The 19,075-nt window shown below is 70.3% G+C and carries 20 protein-coding genes; 14 read left to right on the top strand and 6 right to left on the bottom strand.

Annotation, left to right across the window (positions count from 1 at the left end):
• Together AC1HIL_RS30640 and otnK are read right to left on the bottom strand one after the other, a co-directional pair.
• Entirely contained in the window at window positions 1–681 is a 681-nt protein-coding gene (locus AC1HIL_RS30640) for a class II aldolase/adducin family protein (protein ID WP_479670746.1), read from the bottom strand.
• A 55-nt stretch (window positions 682–736) separates the two neighbouring features.
• Window positions 737–2,017 (bottom strand): 3-oxo-tetronate kinase, encoded by a 1,281-nt coding sequence (gene otnK, locus AC1HIL_RS30635; RefSeq protein WP_479670745.1) that lies wholly within the window; start codon window positions 2,015–2,017, stop codon window positions 737–739.
• A gap of 111 nt (window positions 2,018–2,128) precedes the next feature.
• Here otnK and AC1HIL_RS30630 point away from each other — a divergent pair, with 111 nt between their 5' ends.
• The 13 genes from AC1HIL_RS30630 to alkB all read left to right on the top strand — a co-directional run bounded on the left by AC1HIL_RS30630 (window position 2,129) and on the right by alkB (window position 15,289).
• Window positions 2,129–3,382 carry an aminotransferase class III-fold pyridoxal phosphate-dependent enzyme gene (locus AC1HIL_RS30630; protein WP_479670744.1) on the top strand — a complete coding sequence of 418 codons (1,254 nt, stop codon included), beginning with the start codon at window positions 2,129–2,131 and terminating at the stop codon, window positions 3,380–3,382.
• 39 nt (window positions 3,383–3,421) lie between these two features.
• On the top strand, window positions 3,422–4,564 hold the full coding sequence (locus AC1HIL_RS30625; protein WP_057591381.1) for an ABC transporter ATP-binding protein: 1,143 nt from the start codon (window positions 3,422–3,424) through the stop codon (window positions 4,562–4,564).
• Window positions 4,561–5,466 carry an ABC transporter permease gene (locus AC1HIL_RS30620; protein ID WP_057591380.1) on the top strand — a complete coding sequence of 302 codons (906 nt, stop codon included), beginning with the start codon at window positions 4,561–4,563 and terminating at the stop codon, window positions 5,464–5,466. Before AC1HIL_RS30625 ends, AC1HIL_RS30620 begins: the two co-directional genes overlap by 4 nt.
• Window positions 5,463–6,293, top strand: coding sequence for an ABC transporter permease (locus tag AC1HIL_RS30615; protein ID WP_422096003.1), 831 nt, complete (start codon window positions 5,463–5,465; stop codon window positions 6,291–6,293). The genes AC1HIL_RS30620 and AC1HIL_RS30615 overlap by 4 nt, the downstream gene beginning before the upstream one ends.
• Window positions 6,294–6,340: 47 nt before the next feature.
• Window positions 6,341–7,411 carry an extracellular solute-binding protein gene (locus AC1HIL_RS30610; RefSeq protein ID WP_209541788.1) on the top strand — a complete coding sequence of 357 codons (1,071 nt, stop codon included), beginning with the start codon at window positions 6,341–6,343 and terminating at the stop codon, window positions 7,409–7,411.
• Window positions 7,412–7,508: 97 nt separating this feature from the next.
• Window positions 7,509–8,258 (top strand): GntR family transcriptional regulator, encoded by a 750-nt coding sequence (locus AC1HIL_RS30605; protein ID WP_057591378.1) that lies wholly within the window; start codon window positions 7,509–7,511, stop codon window positions 8,256–8,258.
• Entirely contained in the window at window positions 8,255–8,593 is a 339-nt protein-coding gene (locus AC1HIL_RS30600) for a N,N-dimethylformamidase alpha subunit family protein (RefSeq protein ID WP_177239245.1), read from the top strand. Before AC1HIL_RS30605 ends, AC1HIL_RS30600 begins: the two co-directional genes overlap by 4 nt.
• Window positions 8,594–8,615: 22 nt before the next feature.
• Window positions 8,616–10,865: a N,N-dimethylformamidase beta subunit family domain-containing protein gene (locus AC1HIL_RS30595; RefSeq protein WP_479670743.1), complete on the top strand. Its 2,250-nt coding sequence runs from the start codon at window positions 8,616–8,618 to the stop codon at window positions 10,863–10,865.
• Window positions 10,866–10,873: 8 nt separating this feature from the next.
• The gene (locus tag AC1HIL_RS30590) at window positions 10,874–11,695 is read left to right on the top strand and encodes a shikimate dehydrogenase family protein (RefSeq protein ID WP_479670742.1); all 822 of its coding nucleotides are present in this window, start codon (window positions 10,874–10,876) and stop codon (window positions 11,693–11,695) included.
• Between the two features lie 145 nt (window positions 11,696–11,840).
• Window positions 11,841–12,401 carry a TetR/AcrR family transcriptional regulator gene (locus tag AC1HIL_RS30585; RefSeq protein WP_057591375.1) on the top strand — a complete coding sequence of 187 codons (561 nt, stop codon included), beginning with the start codon at window positions 11,841–11,843 and terminating at the stop codon, window positions 12,399–12,401.
• A 118-nt stretch (window positions 12,402–12,519) separates the two neighbouring features.
• Window positions 12,520–13,260, top strand: coding sequence for an SDR family oxidoreductase (locus AC1HIL_RS30580; RefSeq protein WP_479670741.1), 741 nt, complete (start codon window positions 12,520–12,522; stop codon window positions 13,258–13,260).
• Window positions 13,261–13,306: 46 nt separating this feature from the next.
• On the top strand, window positions 13,307–14,278 hold the full coding sequence (locus tag AC1HIL_RS30575) for an NAD(P)H-dependent flavin oxidoreductase (protein WP_479670740.1): 972 nt from the start codon (window positions 13,307–13,309) through the stop codon (window positions 14,276–14,278).
• Window positions 14,279–14,635: 357 nt separating this feature from the next.
• Window positions 14,636–15,289, top strand: a complete 654-nt coding sequence (gene alkB / locus AC1HIL_RS30570) for a DNA oxidative demethylase AlkB (protein WP_261214068.1) — start codon at window positions 14,636–14,638, stop codon at window positions 15,287–15,289.
• A 9-nt stretch (window positions 15,290–15,298) separates the two neighbouring features.
• Here the strand turns inward: alkB and AC1HIL_RS30565 are convergent, their stop codons facing one another.
• Window positions 15,299–16,096, bottom strand: coding sequence for a 2-keto-4-pentenoate hydratase (locus AC1HIL_RS30565; RefSeq protein ID WP_422096007.1), 798 nt, complete (start codon window positions 16,094–16,096; stop codon window positions 15,299–15,301).
• A 124-nt stretch (window positions 16,097–16,220) separates the two neighbouring features.
• On the opposite strand from AC1HIL_RS30565, the gene AC1HIL_RS30560 reads away from it, so the two are divergent.
• The gene (locus AC1HIL_RS30560; RefSeq protein ID WP_296729774.1) at window positions 16,221–16,742 is read left to right on the top strand and encodes a hypothetical protein; all 522 of its coding nucleotides are present in this window, start codon (window positions 16,221–16,223) and stop codon (window positions 16,740–16,742) included.
• Window positions 16,743–16,760: 18 nt separating this feature from the next.
• Here AC1HIL_RS30560 and ureG read toward each other — a convergent pair whose 3' ends face one another.
• The 3 genes from ureG to ureE form a co-directional block, all read right to left on the bottom strand.
• The gene (ureG, locus tag AC1HIL_RS30555; protein ID WP_057591369.1) at window positions 16,761–17,411 is read right to left on the bottom strand and encodes an urease accessory protein UreG; all 651 of its coding nucleotides are present in this window, start codon (window positions 17,409–17,411) and stop codon (window positions 16,761–16,763) included.
• A gap of 23 nt (window positions 17,412–17,434) precedes the next feature.
• Window positions 17,435–18,115: an urease accessory protein UreF gene (locus tag AC1HIL_RS30550; RefSeq protein ID WP_479670739.1), complete on the bottom strand. Its 681-nt coding sequence runs from the start codon at window positions 18,113–18,115 to the stop codon at window positions 17,435–17,437.
• A gap of 332 nt (window positions 18,116–18,447) precedes the next feature.
• Entirely contained in the window at window positions 18,448–19,050 is a 603-nt protein-coding gene (gene ureE / locus AC1HIL_RS30545; protein ID WP_057591397.1) for an urease accessory protein UreE, read from the bottom strand.
• Window positions 19,051–19,075: the final 25 nt, after the last annotated feature.

Below are 19,075 nucleotides of genomic sequence, written 5' to 3'. Positions count from 1 at the left end.
TCAGCCGCGCGTGGGCAGCCGCGACTTGCCGTAGCCGCGGTAGCGCTGGCGCACCGTCTCCATCTCCCGCGCGTCGAGGATCACGGGCGCGCCGAGCTGCGCGCTCATCCAGTACTGGCGTGCCAGGGTCTCGAGCTTGGCGGCGTTCGCCACCGCCTTCTCGACCGTGGCCGCGTAACAGATCATCCCGTGGTTCGCGAGCAGGCAGGCGTTGCGGTTCTCGAGCGCATCGACCGCCGATTGCGCGAGCGCATCGGTGCCGAAGGTGGCGTACTGCGCGCAGGGAATGTCGTCGCCGCCGAAGCCCGCGAGCATGTAGTGGAAGGCCGGGATCGGCCGGCGCTGCGCCGACAGCGCCACGCAGGCATCCGAATGCGTGTGGACCACGGCCTCGGCCTGCGGGTAACGGCGGTAGATGGCGGTGTGCATCGCCCATTCGCTCGAGGGGATGCCCGCGCCGCGGGTCTCGCCGTCGAGCGTGATCGACACCAGCGCCTGCGGGTCGATGGTGTCGGCGTCGGCACCCGTGGGGCTGATCAGCGCGCCGCCGTCGAAGCGGCAGCTGATGTTGCCCGCGCTGCCGTTGTTGAGGCCGAGCTGCGCGAGCCGGCGATAGCCCGCGGCCAGGGCCTGGCGCAGGGCGTCTTCGGACAGCGGGATGGGGGTGGAGGTCGTGGTCATGGGCGGTTCCTTGCGCGCGTCGGCGCGGTGAAGCGAAGGTGGAACGTTCGGTTCTTCAGCGGGCCGCGTCGCGCATGCTCTGCAGCATGGGCAGCAGCATGTCGACCGGCCCCAGCTTGCCCGACTTGAGGCACAGCGCGAGCGGCGCGGCGCCGAGGGTCACCGCGCGCGCGATGCCGGGGCCGGCATAGGGGCCGACCTGCAGCCGGTCGATGGCGAGGTGCGCGAGCACCGAGCCCGAGGTCTCGCCGCCCGAGATCACGAAGCGCTTGACGCCCGCGTCGCGCAGCCGCACCGCGAGCCGTCCGAGGATGTCTTCGGCCAGCGCCGCGGCCTCGTGCCGGCCGATGCGCGCCTGCACGCGCTCGATCACCGGCGCGTGCGCCGAGGTCGCGATCGCGACCGGGCCCTGCGGCAGCGCCGCGAGCGCCCAGTCCAATGCCTCGCCGATGACGTCGACGCCGTCGATCGCGCGTTCGACGTCGATCCAGTGCACCGGCCGTTCGCGCTCGAAGGCGCGCAGCTGTTCGATCGAGCGGTCGGCGCAGCTGCCGGCCAGCACCACGCCCGGGCCCTCGACCGCCGGCAGGCGCGGCGCGCGGTCGTCCGCTGCCAGCCAGCCGTGCTCGCGCCACAGCGCGGGGTAGTAGGCGCCGATCGAGGAGTTGCCGGTCATCAGCGGCCAGTCCCAGGTCAGCACGGCAAGGGCGCGCAGGTCGTCGGGCTCGGCCGCGTCGGCGATCGCGAAGCCGGTGCCCTCGGCCTCGAGCGCGGCCACGTGCGCGCGCATCGCCTCGAGGCCCGCATGCACCACCTGCTGCGGGATCAGGCCGACGCGGGTCTTGGTCTGCCGCTGCAGCGTGCGCACGAGGTTGGGATCGAGCATCGGCGTCAGCGGGTCGAAGCGCTTGGGCGACTCCGAGATCAGCATCTGGTCGGCGAACAGGTGGCCCTGGAACACGCGGCGGCCGGCCTCGGGGAACGAGGGGCAGAAGGCGGTGAGCTTCGCGCCCGTGAGCTCGCGCAGCAGGTCGGCGCAGGGGCCGATGTTGCCGTCGTCGGTGGAGTCGAAGGTGGCGCAGTACTTGAAGAAGAGCTGGCGCGCACCGCGCTCCAGCAGCGCGCGCGCGGCGGCCTCGAAGGCCGCGACCGCGTCGGCCGCCGGCACCACGCGCGTCTTGCGCGCGATCACCACCGCGTCGAGTTCGTCGCCGAGTTCGGCCAGGGCTTCGGGCCGCGTCACGAAGCCGCAGCGCACGCCGTGCGCCACCAGCATCGCGGCCAGTTCCATGCCGCCGGTCAGGTCATCGGCGAGGGCGCCGAACAGTAATGCCATGGGTGTCTCCGATCGTTCTCGTGCGAGGGCGGATGCCGGGTTTGTGAGCTATTGCGCTACAGTAAATATGATATATCATGCCTCAAAACTAACGCAACGAAGGGTTCCCGAATGTCGTCCGCCGCCTCGCAGAACAGGCCGAACCAGCACGATCTCCAGCTCCGGCAGCGCGCCGCCAAGGTCGTGCCCGGCGGCATGACGGGGCACCTGAATGCCGCGGGCCTGCCCGCGGGCTATCCGCAGTTCTTCGAGCGCGGCCAGGGCTGCCGCGTCTGGGACGTCGACGGCAACGAATACATCGACTTCATGTGCAGCTGGGGCCCGAACCTGCTGGGCCATCACCATCCGGTGGTCGATGAAGCGGCGCGCAGGCAGCAGGCGCTGGGCGACTGTCTCGATGGCCCCACGGCGCGCTTCGTCGAGCTGGCCGAGCGCTTCGTCGCGCGCAGCGCCCATGCCGACTGGGTGCTGTTCCAGAAGAACGGCACCGATGCCACCACCGTCTGCCTGATGGTGGCGCGCGCGGCCACCGGCAAGCGCAAGGTGCTGGTCGCGACCAAGGCTTATCACGGCGCAGACCCCTGGTGCACGCCGATCCCGCAGGGCATCACGCCCGAGGACCGCGCGCACCTGATCCACTACACCTACAACGACATCGCGAGCCTCGAGGCGGCTGTGACCCAGGCGGGTTCGGACTTGGCCGCCATCGTCTGCGCGGCCTTCAAGCACGACCTGGGCATCGACCAGGAGCTGCCCACGCCCGAGTTCGCGCGCCGTGCCCGCGAACTCTGCGACCAGGCCGGTGCCGCGCTGATCCTCGACGAGGTGCGCGCGGGCTTCCGCGTGCATGCGGGCGGCAGCTGGGAGACCGTGGGCGTGCGCCCCGACCTCAGCGCCTGGAGCAAGTCGATCGCCAACGGCTACGCACTCGCGGCCGTGACCGGCGTCGACGCGCTGCGCGAGGCGGCCACGCGCATCTACACCACGGGCTCGTTCTGGTCGGGCGGTGTGGCGATGGCCGCGGGCCTGGCGACGATCGAAGTGGCGGATGCGCAGGACGTGGTGGGCCATGTGCAGGCCATGGGCCAGCGCTTCCGCGATGGCATCGCCGCGCAGGCTGCGAGCCATGGCGTGCCGGTGCGCCAGACGGGCCCGGCGGCGCTGCCGCTGATCTTGTTCGACGAGGACCCGGGCTTCGACAAGGGCGCGGTGTTCACCATCGAGGCGCTGCGCCGCGGCGTCTACCTGCATCCCAGGCACAACATGTTCCTGTCGCTGGCACACACCGTGCAAGACATCGATCGGGCCCTGCAGGCCACCGACGCGGCCTTCGCCGCCGTCGCAGCGCGCTTCGGCCGGCGCTGACGTCCCCATCTCCCGCACGCACGAAGAGGAATCCGCAGCATGGCATCCACGGCAACCCAACCGCCCGTTGCGGGCTCCGAACGCGTCGGCGGTGCCGGCATCGAGATCCGCGGCCTCGCCAAGCGCTTCGGTGCGGTGCGCGCGGTCGACGATGTGTCGCTGAGCGTGCAGCCCGGCGAATTCCTCGCGCTGCTCGGGCCCAGCGGCTCGGGCAAGACCTCGATCCTCATGAGCATCGCGGGCTTCGAGCTGCCCGATGCCGGCAGCATCGCCATCGACGGCCGCGACGTCACCTACCTGCCCGCGAGCCAGCGCAACCTCGGCATGGTGTTCCAGAAGTACACGCTGTTCCCGCATCTCTCGGTGCTCGACAACGTGGCCTTCGGCCTCAAGATGCGCGGCGTGGCGCGCGCCGAGCGGCACCGCCTGGCCGAGCAGGCGCTGGCCACGGTGCGGCTCGAAGGCTACGGCAAGCGCATGCCGGCGCAGCTCTCAGGCGGCCAGCAGCAGCGCGTGGCGCTGGCGCGCGCCATCGTCTACAAGCCGAAGGTGCTGCTGATGGACGAGCCGCTGAGCGCGCTCGACAAGAACCTGCGCGAGGAGATGCAGCTCGAGATCAAGCGGCTGCAGTCGCAGCTCGGCATCACGGTGGTCTTCGTCACGCACGATCAGGGCGAGGCGCTGACCATGGCCGACCGCGTGGCGATCCTCAACCAGGGCCGCATCCAGCAGCTCGACGCGCCCAAGGCGCTGTACGAGCGGCCGCGCACGCGTTTCGTCGCGGGCTTCATCGGCGAGACCAACTTCATGCCGGCCGAGATCGGCCCGCTGCGCACCCAGGGCGCGCTGGTGCAGCTGCCCGGCGGCGCGAGCCCGCGCGAGGTGCGCACCGATGCGCTGGTGGGCCGCGTCGCCGCCGGCGGCCGTGCCGTGGCCGCGCTGCGCCCCGAGCAGATCGTGATCGGCAGCCCCGAGGATCCGGCCGCGCTGCGCGCCACCGTGAGCGGCGTGATCTACAGCGGCTCCACCGTGCTGTGCATCGCGCAGCTGTCCGACGGCACCGAGCTGCGCGCGCGGCTGCCCGACCCGAGCCGCGTCGCGCTCGCGGCCGGCGACCGCGTCGGCCTGCTGTGGCCGGCCGATGCGCTGCGCATCTATGGCGAAGAGGTGGCCGCGGCATGAGCACGGCGACCGTGCCCGCCATCGCGGCCTCGCCCTCGGCGTTCTCGCGCCTGTGGCTCGGCGGCCGGCAGCTCAGCGTGGCGGCCTCGGCCGTGCTGCTCGCGCCCTTCTTCGCGCTGCTGCTGCTGGTGTTCCTCTATCCGCTGCTGAGCCTGCTGTCGCTCAGCGTGCTCGAGCCGCATCCCACGCTCGCGAACTACGCGCGCGTGTTCGACAACCCGGTCTACGTGCGCGTGATGCTGCGCACCGGCTGGATCAGCCTGCTGACGACCGTGCTCGCGCTGGTGCTGGGCTTTCCGATCGCCTACCTGATGACGCGCGTGAAGGGCGCGGTGGCCGCGCTGCTCACGGCCTGCGTGCTGCTGCCGCTGTGGTCCAGCGTGCTGGTGCGCACGGCCGCCTGGATCGTGCTGCTGCGCCGCGACGGCATCGTCAACAACGCGCTGCAGTGGCTGGGCCTCACGGGCGAGCCCGTGAAGCTGCTCTACACCGAGGGCGCGGTGGTGCTCGCGATGGCGCACGTGCTGCTGCCTTTCCTGATCCTGCCGATCTACTCGGCGCTCAAGAACATCCCCGACGACTACATGCGCGCGGCCGCCATGCTCGGCGCCAACCGACGGCGCGCCTTCTTCGAGGTGCTGCTGCCGATGAGCCGCGCGGGCGTGTGGAGCGGCTGCCTGATGGTGTTCCTCTCGGCGCTGGGCTTCTTCGTCACGCCGGCGCTGGTCGGCAGCCCGCAGGAGCTGATGATCGCCACGCTGGTCTCGCAGCAGGTGCGCGAGATGCTCGACTGGCCCTTCGCGGCCGCGCTGATCGGCGTGCTGATGGTGGTGGTGGCCACGCTGACCATGGTCTTCAACAAGGCCGTGAGCTTCAACCGGCTGATCGGAGGCGGCGCATGAGCAAGAACGAGAACTCCGTGCGCCACCGGGCGCCCTTCGACCTCGGCGCCTTCTCGCTGCGCGCCTACGTCTGGCTGGTGGTGCTGTTCATCATGGTGCCCACGCTGATCATCGTGCCGATGTCCTTCAGCCCGGCCGACTTCCTGGAGTTCCCGCCCAGCGGCTTCACGCTGCACTGGTACCAGGAGTTCTTCGGCGATCCGCAATGGCAGAAGGCGGCGCTGCTGAGCCTGCAGGTGGCCGCGCTGACCATGGTCTGCTCGGTGGTCATCGGCACCATGGTGTCGTACGCCATCGTGCGCGGCACCGAGCGCTTCCGTTCGGCCACGCAGCTGATGGTGATCGGCCCGGTGATCGCGCCGCACATCGCGGTGGCGGTGGCCTGCTATCTGTTCTACCAGCGCCTGGGCGTGGTCGGTTCGCTGGCCGGCTTCGTGGCGGCGCACACGGTGCTGGCGCTGCCCTTCGTGGTGTTCACCGTCTCGGCCGCGCTGTCGCGCGTCGACCCCGACCTCGAATCGGCCGCCATGAGCTGCGGCGCGAGCCGCGCGCGCGCCTTCTTCCATGTGACCCTGCCGCTGATCGTGCCGGGCCTGCTGAGCGGCGCGCTGTTCGCCTTCATCATTTCCTTCGACGAGCCCGTGGTCTCGTTCTTCGTCTCGAGTGTGCGCCAGCGCACCTTGCCGCGGCGCATGTTCGAGGACATCGAGCAGAACCTCACGCCCGTGATCCCGGCCATCGCCACCCTGCTCACGCTGCTGTCGATCGCGGTGCTGATCGCCGTGGCGCTGCTGCGCGTGCTCGAGCGCCGCCGCCGCGCCGAATGAGCGCATCCCCCCGTTTTTTCCTGGTCCTCACTCACAAGGAGTTCGCGATGATGAAATGTCTGGCTCGAAGCAAGGGTGCCGCCCTCGCGCTGCTCGCCTGCGCGGCGTTCACCGGCGCCTCGGCGCAGGGGCTCGAGAAGGAACTGGTGATCGCCACCACCGGCGGCCTGATGGAGAAGACGCTGGTGCAGTACTTCTACACCCCGTTCTCCAAGGCCAAGGGCGTGGAAGTGGTGCCCGCCGCCATCGAGGTGCCCGACCAGTGGGCCAAGGTGCAGGCCATGTCGCGCAGCGGCGGCATGGAGTTCGACATCGTGACCGCCACCCCGCCCGACCTGGTGCAGAAGAAGGAACTGCTGCAGGCCATCGACTGCGGGAAGCTGCCCAACGTCACCGCCAACGGCGTGAAGGGCGCCTGCACCACCTACGGCGTGATGCGGACCGTGGGCGGCATGCAGATCGGCTACAGCACCGAGGCCTTCAAGGGCGCCAACGTGCCCAAGACCTGGGCCGACTTCTGGGACACGGCCAAGTTCCCCGGCCCGCGCGGCCTGCCCGACACCGGCGACCGCGAATGGTGGGTGCCGGTGGCGGCGCTGCTGGCCGACGGCGTCGCGCCCGACAAGCTGTTCCCGCTCGACCTCGACCGCGCCTACAAGAAGCTCGACAAGCTGCGTCCCAACGTCGCTGTCTGGTGGAAGAGCGGCGACCAGCTGCAGCAGATCATGCGCAACAAGGAAGTGGTCATGAGCATGGGCTACTCGGGCCGCCTGATCTCGCTGATGAACGCCAAGGTGCCGATCGCCGTGTCGTGGGACGGCGCCGTGCGCGACGTCGGCTACATGTCGATCCCCAAGGGCGCGCCGCACCCGAAGGCGGCCATGGCCTATCTCGACTTCTTCTATGCCTCGGCGCCCGAGCAGCACGTGAACTTCGTCAATGCCGTCAACTACGACACCGGCAACGGCAAGACCGCGAGCCTGTTCCCGCCCGAGCGCCGCGCCATGCTCGCCACCTCGGCCGAGAACTTCGACAAGCTGATCGTGGCCGACTACGAGTGGATCGGCAACAACCGCCAGATGCTGCGCGACCGCTGGATCGCCTGGCTGGGACGCTGATCCCGGTCGCGTGCGTGCCGCTCGCGGGGCCACGGCAGGGCCACAATACGCCGCCGCGCGAATCCCGGCACACACGCAATCAAGGAGAGAGAAGCCCATGGCAACCCCGGTCATCAACGTGGTCGAACGCACCAATCTGGCGAGCCAGATCTACGAGCACCTGCGCGAGCAGCTGATGTCGGCCACCTTCCAGCCGGGCCAGCGCCTGAAGATCCGCGAGCTGGCCAAGACCATGGGCACCAGCGAGACGCCGGTGCGCGAGGCCCTGATCCAGCTGGTGCGCGACCGCGCGCTCGAGATGAAGGAGGGCTACTTCATCCGCGTGCGCCAGCTCACGCTGGCCGAGTACCTCGAGCTGCGCGACATCCGCCTCGCGCTCGAGCCGCTGGCTGCCGAGCGCGCGGTGCCGCTGCTCGACAACGCCACGATCAAGCAGCTCACCGAGAGCCACCGGCTGCTGGTGCGCGCGGAGAAGACCAAGGACTACCGCGCCGCGTTGCAGCACAACTTCGACTTCCACTTCGGCATCTATCGCCACTCGGGCATGCCGCAGCTCACCGAGCTGCTGGACCGCATCTGGGTGCAGGTGGGGCCGATGATGAACTTCCTCTATCCCCACGGCCACCCGACCTACGACACCGAGCACCAGCACGTGAACGTGCTGCGCGGGCTGCAGCAGCGCGACACCGCGATGGTGCGCCACGCCATCGAGCAGGACCTGATCGAGGGCGGCCGCGACTTCGTGCGCGTGCTCGGGGAGATCGACGCCAATCCCGCGCGCGCGGAAGAACTGCTCGCGCTGCGCAACCAGCCGCCACCGACCGGCAGAAAGCCTCCCACCCCATGATGGACCACACCAGCGACCCGAACGCGGCGCGCTACGTACTCGACCCGAAGCGCACCGACCTCGCGCGCGAATTCCGCGGCTGCATCCGCGGCCCGCACAGCGAGGAACTGAAGAAGCTCCTGCATCGCATGCGCTGGGGCGCCTTCCCCGGCCGCTATCTGCTGGTGATGGTCGAGCCGGGCCGCCGCTGGGCGCTGGCGCAGATGCCCGACGAGCGCGGCCAGAAGGTCAAGGTGTTCCACGACGTGGTGTTCGAGTCGCTCGACGACGCCGAGTGGCATGTGTTCGGCCTGCGCTGGAAGGCGCTGACCGGCACCGAGCTGAAGCTGGATTGAAGAAGCACACCGCGAGACGACCATGAGCGCCCCCATCGACACCAATGCCTTCGTCGGCTATCCCGACACCCTCAGCGTGCGCGCCGGCGAACGCATCCGATTCCACCTCAGCAGCGAAGCGAAGCAGCAGGCCGACGTGAAGTTCGTGCGCGTGCGCTGCGCCGATGCCGACGCCACCGGCCCCGGCATCAAGTACCGCGAGCTCGCCTCGCCGATCGACGGCGTGCATGCCGTTGCTTTCCACGAGGCGCCCTGCGGCTCCTTCATGTCGGTGCCCGCCGATGCGCGCCTCGCGCCCGAGGGTGCCTTCTCCTTCGGCTGCTACGTCTGGCCGACGCGGCTGCTGGCCACGCCGCAGACCGTGCTCGCGCGCTGGTGCGAGGACAGCGGCCGCGGCTGGGCGCTGCAGGTGTCGCGCGACGGCTTGCACTTGCGCGTGGGCGGCGCCGATGGCGCGATCGAGCTGAAGACCGATGCGCCGCTCGAGCAGCGCCGCTGGTACTGGGTGCAGGGCGCGCTCGATGCGACGACCGGCGAGATGGTGCTGTCGCAATGCCGGCTGGCCGATGGCGCGCTGCCCGAGCAGCGTCGCGAGGCCCGCGCGACGAAGCCGGGCGGCTGGCGCCTCGACTCGCAGGGGCCGCTGACCGTGGCCGCGCATGCGCTGTCGGCCACCGGCGGCCGCTGCGGCGCGCACTACGACGGCAAGATCGAGGCACCGCGCATCGCCGAGGGCCTGCTGGGCGTGGACGCGCTGCGCCGTTGCGACGACCTCGCGCGCCCGGGCCTCGCCGATGCCGCGCTGATCGCCTGCTGGGACTTCTCGCACGGCATCGACACGCTCGAGGTGCTCGACCGCTCGCCCAACCGCCTCGACGGCCGGCTGCACCAGCTGCCCTGCCGCGGCATGACCGGCGTGCACTGGACCGGCGACGTGCACGACTGGCGGCTGGCGCCGCGCGAGTACGGCGCGATCCATTTCCACAGCGACGACATCTACGACTGCGGCTGGCCCGCGACGCTCGAGCTCGACGTGCCGGCCGACTGGAAGTCGGGCTTCCACGCGCTGCGCCTGCGGCCCGTGGACGGCAGCGCGGCCGAGACCTTCATCACCTTCTTCGTGACGCCCGCGGCCGATGCGAAGCGCGCGCCGCTCGCGGTGCTGGCCGCGAGCATGACCTACATGGCCTACGCCAACAGCGCGCTGCGGCTGCACGCGGTGCACTTCGAGGTGCTGACCGAGCGCCTCCTGATGCTGACCGGCGACGACATCTACCTGCAGGAACATCCCGAGGTCGGCCAGTCGACCTACGACCACCACATCGACGGCAGCGGCCGCGCCTACAGCTCGTGGCTGCGCCCGGTGCTCAACATGCGGCCGCGCTCGCAGCCCGGCAACCTCGCGATCGACAGCCACTTCCTCGACTGGCTCGAGGAGAAGGGCATCGACTACGACGTGGTGACCGACGTCGAGCTCGACCGCCAGGGCGCGGGCGCGCTCGCGGGTTACCGCGTGCTGGCGACGCTGTCGCATCCCGAGTACTACAGCGAGGCGATGATGAACGGCATCATGGCCTTCCAGAACGCGGGCGGACGCCATCTCGCGCTCGGCGCCAACGGCTTCTACTGGCGCTGCGCCTTCCATCCGAAGGCACCGGCCGCGGTCGAGGTGCGGCGCGGCATGGCTGGCACGCGGACCTGGGAATCGCAGCCCGGTGAGGTGCACCTGGCCGGCACCGGCGAGCCCGGCGCGCTGTGGCGCCACAGCGGCTTCGCGCCGCAGAAGCTGATCGGCGTGGGTTTCTCGGCCATGGTCTACGACCACGCGGGCTACTACCTGCTGACGCCCGATGCGGCCGACGCGCGCGTGGCCTTCGCGGTCGAGGGCATCGCGCAGGGCGAGCGCATCGGCGACTACGGCGTGCGCATCGGCGGCGCGGTCGGCATCGAGATCGACCGCTTCGACGTCGGCCTCGGTTCGCCGCCGCATGCGGTGATGCTCGCGACCTCGCACGGCCTGGGCCCGGGCGCGCTGCCCACGCCCGAGGAGTACCGCACCACGGTGCACGGCCTCGACGGCGAGCAGAACGCGCTGGTGCGCGCCGACATGGTGTTCTTCGAGACCGCCAAGGGCGGCGCGGTGTTCTCCACCGGTTCGATCTCCTATGTGCTCTCGCTGAGCCACAACGGCTACGACAACAACGTGAGCCGCATCACCGGCAACGTGCTGCGGCGCTTCCTCGACCCGGCCCCGTTCGAGCTGCCCGCCTGAGCGCCGCGATGACCGAGATGCGCATCACCGGCCGCACCGGCATCATGCTGATGCTGGCCGATCCCGTGGCCCATGTGGTGGGTTCGCTGCGGCTCAACGACCGCTTCGCGGCCGAGGGCCTCGACATCGCGGTGTCGCCACTGCACGTGGCGCCCGCCGACCTCGCGACCGTGATCGACGCGCTGCGCCGCATGCGCAACGTGCTCGGCTTCGGCGTGACCATCCCGCACAAGATCGCGGTGCTGCCGCTGCTCGACGCGACCACGCCGCGCGCGGCGCGCATCGGCGCGGTCAACTTCGTGCGGCGCGATGCCGAGGGCCGGCTCACGGGCGACAACCTCGACGGCCGCGGCTTCGTCGACGGGCTCGCGGGGCAGGGGATCACGCTACAGGGGCGCCGCGTGCTGCAGCTCGGCGCGGGTGGAGCAGGGCGCGCGGTGGCCTTCGGCATCGCCGAGGCGGGCGCGCGCGAACTGGTGATCCACAACCGCACGAGCGAGCGGGCCGAGGCGCTGGCGGCCGACGTGGCCGCCGCGTACCCGGGCTGCAGCGCACGCGCGGGCACGAACGATCCGAGCGGCTTCGACCTCGTGGTCAACACCACCTCGATGGGCATGAAGGAGGGCGATGCGCTGCCGCTCGACGTGGCGCACCTGGCGCATCTGGAGGCAGGCACCGACGTGGCCGAGATCATCATGACGCCCGCGATCACGCCGCTCTTGGCCGCAGCGCAGGCGCGCGGCTGCCGCATCTCGCTGGGCACCTCGATGCTCGATGCGCAGTACGTGCTGGTGAAGGAATTGCTCGCGATCGGTGCGCCGGCGGCCTGAGAAAGCCTCCCGCGGCGGGCGCGGGCCTTGCAAGGGACAAGGGAAAACGAGCAGCGATCGGCCACCCGGTGTCAGGATGGCTGAACGATCGTATGTTATTTTTCCCTTCGTCCTGTCCACCGGAATCCCGCGCCGAGGAACCGCCATGCGCTACGCCCCCAACCACAAGGAAGAGACCCGCGAGAAGCTGCTCGAGAGCAGCCGAGCGATCGCCAAGAAGGGGGGCTTCAGCAGCACCGGCGTCGATGCGCTGATGTCGGCCATCGGCCTCACGGGCGGCGCCTTCTACAGCCACTTCGGTTCCAAGGGCGAGCTGTTCGCGGCGCTGATCGAGCGCGAGATGGAAAACAGCGCCGAGATGCTCGCGGGCACGCCCGACTCGCCGCCCGATCACGTGGCGCGCTGCCTCAAGGGCTACCTCAGCAGCGCGCATGCCCTGCACCCCGAGACCGGCTGCGCGCTGCCCGCGCTGGGTGCCGAGATCGCGCGCTCCGACCCGGCCGTGCGCGCGGCGGTCGAGCGCGGCCTGAAGAAGCTGCACAAGGCCTGGAGCCAGCGCCTGGCGGGCGACGACGACGCGGCCTGGGCCGTGATGGCGCAGTGCGTGGGCGCGCTGCTGATGGCGCGCGTGGTCGAGAACGACCGCACGCGCCAGGACATCCTGAACTCGACCCGGCGCGACATCGAGCGCAACCACCTGGACTGAACCGCGCCGGCCGCATGCGCCGCATGCACCGCCGGAATGCTGTCGCGCGCTCGATTGACAGCCCGATGCCTCTCCTTTACCGTGCTTTGGTCCACGAGCGTTCAATCAAGGAGACGACATGAGCCAGGGCAATGCGGGCGCCGGTGTGGCGCTGATCATCGGCGCCGGCGATTCCACCGGCGGGGCGATCGCGAGGCGCTTCGCGGCCGGCGGCTACACCGCCTGCGTGACGCGGCGCGACGCGCAGAAGCTGCAGCCGCTGGTCGAGAGCATCGAGGCGGCCGGCGGCAAGGCCGTGGCCTTCGGCTCCGATGCGCGCAAGGAGGAAGAGGTGATCGCGCTGTTCGAGCAGGTCGAGCGCGAGGTCGGGCCGGTCGAGGTGCTGGTGTTCAACATCGGCGCCAACGTGCCCTCGAGCATCCTCGACGAGACCGCGCGCAAGTACTTCAAGATCTGGGAGATGGCCTGCTTCGGCGGCTTCCTCAACGGCCGTGAAGCGGCCAGGCGCATGGTGGAGCGCGGCCGCGGCACGATCATCTTCACGGGCGCCACCGCGGCCCTGCGCGGCGCCGCCAACTTCGCGGCCTTCGCGGGCGCCAAGCATGCGCTGCGCGCGCTGGCCCAGAGCATGGCGCGCGAGCTGGGGCCACGCAACATCCACGTGGCGCACGTGGTGGTCGACGGCGCGATCGACACCGAGTTCATCCGCACCAGCTTCCCCGAGCGCTACGCGCTGAAGTCGGAGGACGGCATCCTGAACCCCGAGCACATCGCCGAGAACTACTGGCACCTGCACGCGCAGCCGCGCGATGCCTGGACCTTCGAGCTCGACCTGCGTCCGTACATGGAACGCTGGTGAGCGACCGCGCCGCGTTTCCCGTCCTCTTCCTCCACCCTCATCGACCATGAAAACTCGCATCACCGAACTCTTCGGCATCCGCCATCCGATCATCCAGGGCGGCATGCACTACGTGGGCTTCGCGGAACTCGCGGCCGCGGTGTCGAATGCCGGCGGCCTCGGCATCATCACCGGGCTCACGCAGAAGACGCCCGAGCTGCTGGCGCGCGAGATCGCGCGCTGCCGCGAGATGACCGACCAGCCGATCGGCGTGAACCTCACCTTCCTGCCGACCTTCTCCAAGCCGCCCTATCCCGAGTACATCGCCGCGCTCATCGAGGGCGGCGTGCGCATCGTCGAGACCGCGGGCCGCAGCCCCGAGGAGCACATGCCGGCGCTCAAGGCGGCCGGCGTGAAGGTGATCCACAAGTGCACCTCGGTGCGCCATGCACTGAAGGCCGAGCGCATCGGCTGCGACGCGGTCAGCGTCGACGGCTTCGAGTGCGGCGGCCATCCGGGCGAGGACGACGTGCCCAACATGATCCTGCTGCCGCGCGCGGCCGACGAGCTGCGCATTCCCTTCGTGGCCTCGGGCGGCATGGCCGACGGCCGCAGCCTCGTGGCCGCGCTCGCGCTCGGCGCCGAGGGCATGAACATGGGCACGCGCTTCATCGCCACGCAGGAGGCGCCGGTGCACGAGAACGTGAAGCGCGCGATCGTCGCGGCCAGCGAGCTCGACACGCGGCTGGTGATGCGCGGCCTGCGCAACACCGAGCGCGTGCTCAACAACAAGGGCGTGGAGGAACTGCTGGCGATCGAGCGCGCGAAGGGCGCGGACCTTCAGATCTCGGACATCCACGACCAGGTGGCGGGCATCTATCCGCGCGTGATGATCGAGGGCGACGTGGACGCGGGCGCCTTCAGCTGCGGCATGGTGGCGGGCCTGATCCACGACGTGCCGACCGTGCAGGAACTGGTCGACCGCATCATGGCCGAGGCCCATGGGCTGATCGCGGCGCGGCTCGCGGGCATGCTCTAGGGCCTGTTCACCCTATTCAAGGGGTCGCGAAGCTCGCCAGAGCCCGCCCATCAAGGCGCGTGACGCCGCGTGTGCGTCCGCACACGCTAGGAGCGCAACGCCGAGGGGCGGGCTCTGGCGAGCTTCCCTCCGGGTTGCCCCGCAAAGGGGCCGTCTGCGGCGTTGCCCGCGCTTGCAAGGCGGACGCCTTGCTGCGCACGGGCGCCTTGCATCCAGCCCCTTTGCGGGGCAACGCGACCCCTTGAATAGGGTGAACAGGCCCTAGACTGCCTGAGAACCACGCCGGCGGCACCGGATGTCCGGAACCGGCCGGACCCGGTGCGCCGGCTTGCGGTATTTTCGAGGACCGCATCCGCCATGACCCTCGAGCTCTTCCCCGCCACCGACGAACCGTTTCGCGCACCCGAGCCGCTGGGCCCCGGCGCCTGCGTGCTGCGCGGCTTCGCGCTGCCGTTCGCGAGCGAGCTGCTGGCCGCGCTGCCGCGCATCGAGGGCGTGTCGCCGTTCCGGCACCTGGTGACGCCTGGCGGCTACACCATGTCGGTGGCGATGACGAACTGCGGGCCGCTGGGCTGGGTCAGCGACCGCAGCGGCTACCGCTACGACGCGATCGATCCGTTGTCGCAAAAGCCCTGGCCCGCGATGCCCGCCGCGTTCGCGCGGCTCGCGCGCGAGGCGGCCGAGACGGCGGGCTTCGCGGGCTTCGCGCCCGATGCCTGCCTGGTCAACCGCTACCAGCCCGGCACCCGGCTGTCGCTGCACCAGGACCGCGACGAGCGCGACCATGGCGCACCGATCGTCTCGGTGTCGCTGGGCATGCCGGCGGTGTTCCAGTTCGGCGGGCTCGCGCGCGGCGACGCGGTCGAGCGCGTGCCGCTCGCGCATGGCGACGTGGTGGTGTGGGGCGGTCCCGACCGGCTGCGCTTCCATGGCGTGCTGCCGCTCAAGGACAAGCCGCATCCGCTGCTGGGCAGCGTGCGCATCAACCTGACCTTTCGCAAGGCCGGCTGAGCCGCGCGCTCAGCGCAGCGTGACCTCGAGGCCGTCGAAGGGCGCGTCGAACTCGCTGCGCCAGACCTGGCCGGGCTCGATCGGCCAGGCGTCGGTCCAGGTGCCGGTGGTGACCACCTCGCCCGGCTGCAGCGCGGGCGCGCCGGGGCAGGCCTGCAGCTCGTGCAGGAAGTGCAAGAGCGCATGCAGCGGGCCGTCGAGCACGTTGGCGCCCGTGCCTTCCTCGATCGGCGTGCCGTCGCGCGACAGGCGCAGGCGCGTGCGCGCGAGCAGCGCGTCGAGCGCCGCGCCGTCGCTCGCGAACTCGCGCGGCGGCCGTTGCCGTCCGACCAGCAGGCGCGCATGCAGCGCGCCATCGGCCACGGTGTCGGCGGCGCCGAACTTCCAGCCTTCGCAGTGCGACTGCACGATCTCGAAGCCCGGCGCGATCCACTCGACGCAGGCGAACAATTGCTCGAGCGTGGCGCCTTGCGGCGGCGTGGCGGCGATGCCGAACACGACCTCGGGCTCGATGCGCGGCTGCACCGTGCCCGTGAGGTCGACGCTGCCCCGGCCGTCGCACAGCGTCAGCGTGGTGTTCCACACCGGGCCCCAGATCGGCGCGAACACGCCATAGCGTTGCCAGATGGTGCGGTTGGTGAAGCCGACCTTGTAGCCCACGGGCCGTTCGCCGCGCGCGAGCCGCAGGGCGCGCAGCGCGAGCGCGTCGGCATAGGCGGCGGGCAGGCCGGCGGCAGTGCGGTCGGGGCGATCGGCGGGCCACAGCGTGGCGCGGTCGTAGTGGTCGAGCACGTCCTGGGGAGTCATCGGGCCAGTCTACAAAGGGATGGCGGACCGTGTATCGGCAGTTACACGGTGCCGTCGTGAACTCGGGGCGATACTGCGGGTCACAGGCCGCTGTCGTCCGTTTTGCCTGTTTCGCCGTCCCCCGATGTTCATTCCTTCCTTCTCTTCACCCGTGGCGCGCCTGCTCGGCGCCGGTGCCCTCTGTCTCGCGAGCCTCGCCGCCCAGGCGCAAGCGCTGCCGCCCGGCGTGCGGCTCGGCATGTCGGCCGACGAGCTGCGCGCCGCGCTGCCCTCGGCCGAGCGCGTGGCGCGGCCGCAGCGGCTCGCTGGCGGCCTGCTGGGCAGCTGGCATGGCGCGCCCCAGGCGCTGGCGGGGCTGGTGTTCGAGCCGACCTTCTTCTTCGCCGATGCGCAGCTGCGGCGCGTGGAGTACGCGGCCTCGGCGCAGGGCCTGCCCGATGGCGGCGGCGCGGCGTTCGCCGAACTGCTGCAGTGGGGCCGCGGTACTTTCGGTGCCGAACTCGCGGCCAACGATCCGGGCAGCGCCTATGCGGCCTGGAGCAGCGGCGAGATGGATGTCTACGTGCAGCGTGTCGGCGACCCGCGCCGCGCCAGCGTTCGCCTGGTCTACAAGCAGCGCCAGCTGCGCGACGGCAGCGAGCTGTGAAGCCGTGAGTTGGCGGCCTCAGGCCGTCTTGAGCATCCCGCGTTCCTCGATGAAGCGCACCACCTCGGCCACGCCGGTCAGGGTCTTGAGGTTGGTCATCACGTAGGGCTTCTGGCGGCGCATGCGCTGCGTGTCCTGCTCCATCACGTCGAGGTTGGCGCCCACGTAGGGCGCGAGGTCGGTCTTGTTGATGACGAACAGGTCGCTCTTGGTGATGCCGGGGCCGCCCTTGCGCGGGATCTTCTCGCCCGCGGCCACGTCGATGACGTAGATCGTGAGGTCCGAGAGCTCGGGGCTGAAGGTGGCCGCGAGGTTGTCGCCGCCCGATTCGACGAACACGACGTCGGCATCGGGAAAGTCCTCGAGCATGCGGTCGATGGCCTCGAGGTTGATCGAGGCATCCTCGCGGATCGCGGTGTGCGGGCAGCCGCCGGTCTCCACGCCCATGATGCGTTCGGCCGGCAGCGCGCCGGCCACGGTCAGCAGGCGCTGGTCTTCCTTGGTATAGATGTCGTTGGTGATCGCGACCAGGTCGTAGCTGTCGCGCATCGACTTGCAGAGCATCTCCAGCAGCGTGGTCTTGCCCGAGCCGACGGGGCCGCCGATGCCCACGCGCAGCGGCGGCAGCTTCTTGGTGCGGTGGGGGATGTGGTGCAGGGCGGAGGTCATGGTGGGTGCGTGAAGAAAAGAATCTAGCTGCGGAAGAGCCGCGAGTACTGGGTTTCGTGCCGCGCCGACAGCACGGCCAAGAGCGGCGCGAAGGCCTGCCGATCGTCGTCGGACAGCTGCATCGCATGGTTCACGGCCGCGGGAATCTCCTGCGCGAGCCGCCCGAGGATGCGCTGTCCCGCGCTCTGCCCCAGCGGCACGGCCTTGACCGCGGCCGCGACCATGTTCTCGGCCCAGCCGAATGCAAAGGCCAGGCAGCCGTCGTGCGCCGAAGCACCCGAGCGGTGGGCCGCGAACGCGAAGGCCACGGGATAGCTCGCGGGCAGGCCGGCGAAGACCTCGGCCGTGTCGGCATGGTGCAGCTTGAGCCATTCGACGAAGGAGCGGCCCATCTGTTCGGTCTGAAGGAAGAACTCGGCCGATTCGCGGGTTTGCAGCACCCAGTCGTTGAGCGTGCGGATGCGCGGTTTGTCGTCAGTGCGCCAGGCGGTGATGGCCTGCGCGACCAGCGCAAGGTCGCCGCGCGCGAAGCTCAGGTGCAATTGGTCGGACAGCCATTCGGCGGCGCTGGCCTCGGTGTCGACGCCGGCCCATTCGACCGCGGCTTCGACGCCTTCGGAGTACGAGAAGCCGCCGACCGGGAGGGCGGGGGAGGCTAGCCAGATGAGCTGGAGGAGGCTTTGGGGCTGTGGTGTGTCAGCCATGTCGGCTCTCGTCCGAAGGGTGACGCATCGGTTGTTCTGGTCCGGGGCGCGTGCACAGGACAGCGGGTACTTCCCTCCGCGAATGTCCCCCGCCTTCGGCTCCTCCTTTATTTCGCTGCGGGAAGCACCCACTGCCCTGTGCACGAGAAGCGCAGCGGTGGTGCCGGCCGATCAAGCACGGCGCGTCTGGCGCACGTCGATGGGGTACTCCCCGCAGCGAAATAAAGGAGGAGCCCGAAGGGCGGGGGACATTCGCGGAGGGGAGTACCCCGTCGGCGTGCGCCCGCCCCCACCGAAACAAACGGCCTCGAACGGAGAACCCAGCCCCCATCTCAGTGAGAGTGCCCATGATGACCATGATCATGCGCATCGAGCAACTCCGGCGCCAACACCAGCGGCTTCGGCCCCGAGGAGTGCGCATGACCATGCGAGTGATCATGGCCATGGTCATGGCTATGACCACCCCCATGCGAATGCTCATGCGACCCATAGGCCCCGCCCTCGGGTTCGAAGGCCTCCTCGACCGCCACCACGATCAGGTGCATCGACCGCAGCATGTCGGCCAGCACATGGTCGGGTTCGATCTTCAGGTGATCGGGCTTGAGCTCGATCGGCACATGACGGTTGCCCAGGTGGTAGGCCGCGCGCGTCAGGTCGAAGGGCGTGCCGTGGGCCGTGCAGTGCGTGATGCGCAGCACCGGCTGTGGCGCCGCGATCACGCGCACCAGCGAACCGTCTTCCGCCACCAGCACGTCGCCGCCGCGCACGGCCGTGCCGCGCGGCAGGAACACGCCGATCTGCCGGCCTTGCGAATCGGTGGCGTCGAAACGGCTTTTCTGGCGCACGTCCCAGTCGAGTTCGATGGTGGCGGCGCGCTTGAGCAGCACGGGCGCGAGGCCGCGGCCCTGGGGCATGAGTTTGTTGGCGGTGAGCATGGTGCGGTGGGACGCATGGCGCGTC

Source organism: Variovorax sp. ISS6 (assembly GCF_056523145.1).
This window is presented reverse-complemented; position numbering and strand designations above follow the sequence as displayed.